Origin of the sequence: Thioalkalivibrio sp. HK1 (genome assembly GCA_000583135.1) — a bacterium.
Lineage (GTDB): Bacteria > Pseudomonadota > Gammaproteobacteria > HK1 > HK1 > HK1.
On the sequence record JFBG01000106.1, the window covers coordinates 1 to 4,169 of the forward strand.

Genomic DNA, 4,169 nt, shown 5'->3' on the forward strand with positions numbered 1-4,169 from the left:
CGCCAGATGGAAGCAGGAGTAGGGATCGGTATCGCAAAGCGGGTCGGTGTTGAGGTTGATGTCATATTCCGATTCGGGCTTCAACATCGCACCGCCTTCACCGATCCACGGGTCGGATTGCTGGGAATCGTCGTAGGCCAGCATCGTCTCGGGCTCGACCGAAGCCTGATACCCGATTCCGCCTTGACTCGTCGCTTCTTGCGGGGCGGCGTGCACCGCACCGACGAAGCCGAAGAGCATCGCAATCATCGCTATTTTTTTCATGGCTACTTCCTCCGTGGTTATCACATGTGTACCCGTTCCTAATATATTTACTTTATTTTGATCGAAATGTCAAGATATATTTCTCGGCACTATCCGATATAATTTCCTAAAAAAGGGCATTTTCAAAAGAACGAGGCCTCGACGCTGCCCAATGAGCCGAAATCCGCCCGTGCCCGGTCGCCGGGGGCGATCGGCAGCGCCGAGCAGGCCCCGGTGAGGATGATATCCCCGGCTTTCAGTCCGCGCTCGGCAACCGCAGGGTGGGCCGCCAGATATCCCGTTGCGGCCAGCGCATCGCCCCACATCAGCATCGAGCCGCTCGCTCGCGCCTTTTCCTGCCCGTTGACGGTGAGGGTGCACTCATGGCGCCCCAAGTCCAACCCCCGCCAATCGACGGCGCTCGCCCCCCCCTCGACCCAAACGATATTCGCGGCCCCGTCGGCGATCAGCACCTTGCCGCCGTTCGAAAGGCCGCCGGGCAATCGACAACCGACCACTTCGAGTGCCGGGGCGACCCGCTCCACCATCGGTGCGACTTCCGGCGCCGATAGCGGGGTGTCCTGCGCCGGAATATCACGCGCCAATGTGATCGAAAACTCGACCTCCAGTACCGGGGATTGCGCGACCGGCAGCTCGATGCGCGCCCCCGATTCACGCCGGAAGGGGGCGAAAAGAGGGCCGGCGAAGGCGTTTTCGAGCCGGAGCGTCTCGAGAGCCTTGGGGTTGGTGGCCCCGAGTTTCCAGCCGATCCGATCCATGTTCGCAACGGTGCATTGGTGCCGTTGAATGCGGTAGGCGGTCTCGATGGTGGTGGGTCGATCGGCATCGTCCAGCTCGATGGTCTCGCCCCGTAAGCGCGCATCCCATAAAGCTTGGGCGATTTCCTCGAAGGTCATTGGCTAATCTCCGGGCAGCGAAAAGATACGAGGCGATGATCGCCTGCGATGGCGGCAATCGGTGCATGATAGTCGAGAAATGTCGATTTTTTCGGTGGCGTTCTCGCCGGGCGAAGCCCTTGGCCATGGGCCGACATTCGCGCCCCGGGTCTCTCTCGATTCACCACCCCGTCGGATTGAGGCGATTGTCCTTGCCGCCTAGGGGCAAGACTCATAATGGCACCGAAGACGGCGCTCGTCGATCCCGGCGTATCGAAGCAAGGCCGAAGATCGTCGATGACGGTGCATCATCGATGGATATGCAAGGGGGTATCATCCCTTGATGAGCGTTGCCGAGGAGGGTGCAGATTCGAGCCTCGAGCGAGTGCTCGATCGAAGCAAGATCGCCAATCGCCTTCGAACAATCGCACGCCCATCGACCGTTTGCCCACCGCCGATCAGGAGATCCACTCAAGATGCAGCCGGCGCAGAGAATGTCAACGCTCGGGACCGAAACCGCCTTCGAGGTGCTCGCCCGCGCTCAGCAGTTGGAGCGAGAAGGACGCGATATCATCAACCTCGGCATTGGTCAACCGGATTTCAAAACCCCCGGGCATATCGTCGAGGCCGGGGCGAAGGCCCTGCACGATGGGCATCACGGCTATACCCCGTCGCCGGGCATCGTGCCGCTGCGCGAGGCGGTGGCCGAAGATATCGGGCGGCGCCGCCGGGTCGAAGTGCATCCGGATCGGATCATCGTCGTGCCCGGGGGCAAGGTAACGATGTTCTTTGCGATGATGATCTTCGGCGAGCCGGGGGCGCAGATCATCTATCCCGATCCCGGCTTTCCGATCTACGAATCCGCCATTCGCTTCAGCGGTGCCGAGCCGGTGCCGATCCCCTTGCGCGAGGAGCGGGATTTCTCCTTCGATCCCGAGGAACTGCTTTCGCTGATCACGAAGCGCACGCGATTGATCATCGTCAATTCCCCCGCCAATCCCACCGGGGGTGCGATTCGTCGCGCGCACTTGGATCGATTGGTGGAAGGGCTCGCCGACCATCCCGAGGTGGCGATATTGAGCGATGAGATCTACTCTCGCATGACCTACGACGGGATCGAGCATACGAGCCTTTTGGATTATCCGCAGATCGCCGATCGCCTGATCGTGCTCGATGGTTGGAGCAAAACCTACGCCATGACCGGTTGGCGATTGGGATACGGGATCTGGCCGCCGGCGTTGGTGGAGGGGGCCACCCGGCTGGCGGTGAATTGCCATTCCTGTGTCAATGCATCCGCTCAGTTTGCGGGTATCGCCGCCCTCGAAGGCCCGCAAGACAGCGTCTTGGAGATGGTGGCGGCTTTCGATGAGCGCCGTTCGGCGATTGTCCGAGGGCTCGGGGCATTGCCCGGTTTTCGCTGCCGCACCCCGGTGGGTGCGTTTTACGCCTTTCCGAATATCACCGGCACCGGCATCGAGAGCGAAACGCTGCAGCGACGCTTGCTCGAAGAGGTCGGGGTGGCGGTGATCGCAGGTCCGAGTTTCGGCGCGCAGGGCGAGGGCTATCTACGATTCTCCTGCGCCAACAGCAAGGAAAATATCGAGCGCGCCCTTTCGCGTATCGACGGGATGCTCGCCGACGATATCCGCACCTAAGAGCCTTTCAGGCGATGCGGGGGAAGTCGCTTTTGCGAAAGATCGCCCGAGTCGGACAGCCATATCGCTGCTGCAGCGCCTCCAAGCCTCCCGCCTCGCGGTCCACCAAAGCCACGATACCTTCGAGCCGATAGCCGGAATCGATGAATTCCCGACAGGCGGTGTCGGTGGAGGAGCCGCTGGTGATCACATCATCGACCACCATGATCCCGGTTCCGGCGGCGAGCTCGTTTTCGATCCGGCTCTTGGTCCCGTGCTTCTTCGGCTCTTTGCGAACCACCGAACCCAAGGTCATCGGTCGTCCGCTTTCGAAGGCGCGCTGGATCACCGCGGCCACGATGAAATCCGCCCCCATCGTCAACCCCCCGATCGCCACCGGAAAAACGGGAAGGCTTTCCGCTTCCGCCAAAAAAGCGGCGGAGATCAAGGATAAGGCTCGCCCGTTCAGCATCGCCTTTTTGCAATCGAAGTAGAAGGAGGATTGCTTGCCGGTGGTCAGGGTGTAGGAAGAGCCGGTATCGAGACACAGCCCGTCCATCATCGATCGCAATTCCTCTCGTTCTGCCTTCATCGCATTCCCCTTTGATCGATCGCCCCGCCCGGCGCAAACCCGACGGGATCGGCCGCTTCGGTGCATTGCAACAAGATGGTGGCATGAAGCCTCGGATAGTAAGATCGCAGCCACTCCCCTAGGCCTGAATTCTATACCGTGATCCCATACCGGCCAGGGCTTGAAATCCGCCTCGGAGCGAGGGACTCGTCCATGGCATCTTCTCCATGGCATCTTCGGCAATTGTATTTGACAGCGACATTCGACAATCGCACTCGACGAATGCGGATCGGTGATCGCGGAGGCGATCGCGGATCCGCCGGGCAAAGATGCGCATTCAGATCCGATGCCCCCGAAGGTGTCGATGCCAGCGCTTTTCCCAGATCTTGAAGGCCTTGACGATCAAAAAAGTCAGAACCAAATAGAACGCCCCGGCGGTGAGAAAGGATTCGAAGGGGATGAAATGACGCGAGTTGACGATGCGCGCGGCCCCGAAGAGGTCGACGATGGTGATCACCCCCGCAAGGGCGCTGCCATGGAGCATGAAAACGACTTCGTTGCCCCAAGCGGGCAGGGCGCGTCGCCATGCGCTCGGCAATACGATACGCCGCAGAACCATCCCCGGGGGCATCCCCGCCGCGCGGGCCGCCTCGATCTCGGTGAAAGAGGTCTGCGCGATCGCCCCGCGCAGGATATTCGCGGTGTAGGCGGCGGTGTTGAGAGAAAAAGCGATCAGCGCGCACCACTTGGCTTCTTTGAAGATCGGCCATAGCGCACTTTCTCTGATCCACTCGAACTGCGCCAAGCCGTAATAGACGAGGAAAA

Annotated in this window: 5 protein-coding genes; 1 reads left to right on the forward strand and 4 read right to left on the reverse strand. The window is 60.7% G+C overall.

Annotation, left to right across the window (positions count from 1 at the left end; all coding sequences use genetic code 11):
- Both BF99_RS21630 and BF99_RS0119755 read right to left on the reverse strand, forming a co-directional pair.
- The coding region (locus BF99_RS21630) for a hypothetical protein (RefSeq protein WP_156013512.1) at window positions 1–264 on the reverse strand (264 nt) is incomplete at its 3' end.
- A 122-nt stretch (window positions 265–386) separates the two neighbouring features.
- Complete coding sequence (locus BF99_RS0119755; protein WP_025772644.1) at window positions 387–1,160, reverse strand: 2-keto-4-pentenoate hydratase; 774 nt, start codon at window positions 1,158–1,160, stop codon at window positions 387–389.
- 473 nt (window positions 1,161–1,633) lie between these two features.
- On the opposite strand from BF99_RS0119755, the gene BF99_RS0119765 reads away from it, so the two are divergent.
- Window positions 1,634–2,794, forward strand: a complete 1,161-nt coding sequence (locus BF99_RS0119765; protein ID WP_156013514.1) for a pyridoxal phosphate-dependent aminotransferase — start codon at window positions 1,634–1,636, stop codon at window positions 2,792–2,794.
- Window positions 2,795–2,801: 7 nt separating this feature from the next.
- On the opposite strand, the gene BF99_RS21635 is transcribed toward BF99_RS0119765, so the two are convergent.
- On the reverse strand, window positions 2,802–3,365 hold the full coding sequence (locus BF99_RS21635) for an orotate phosphoribosyltransferase (RefSeq protein WP_025772649.1): 564 nt from the start codon (window positions 3,363–3,365) through the stop codon (window positions 2,802–2,804).
- Between the two features lie 316 nt (window positions 3,366–3,681).
- Window positions 3,682–4,169 (reverse strand): ABC transporter permease (locus tag BF99_RS0119780; RefSeq protein ID WP_025772651.1); only part of this gene is annotated, 488 nt, incomplete at its 5' end.

Coding starts and splice junctions, on each gene's coding strand:
- BF99_RS0119755 (WP_025772644.1), bottom strand. CDS start 1,160: ATGACCTTCGAGGAAATCGCCCAAGCTTTATGGGATGCGCGCTTACGG.
- BF99_RS0119765 (WP_156013514.1), top strand. CDS start 1,634: ATGTCAACGCTCGGGACCGAAACCGCCTTCGAGGTGCTCGCCCGCGCT.
- BF99_RS21635 (WP_025772649.1), bottom strand. CDS start 3,365: ATGAAGGCAGAACGAGAGGAATTGCGATCGATGATGGACGGGCTGTGT.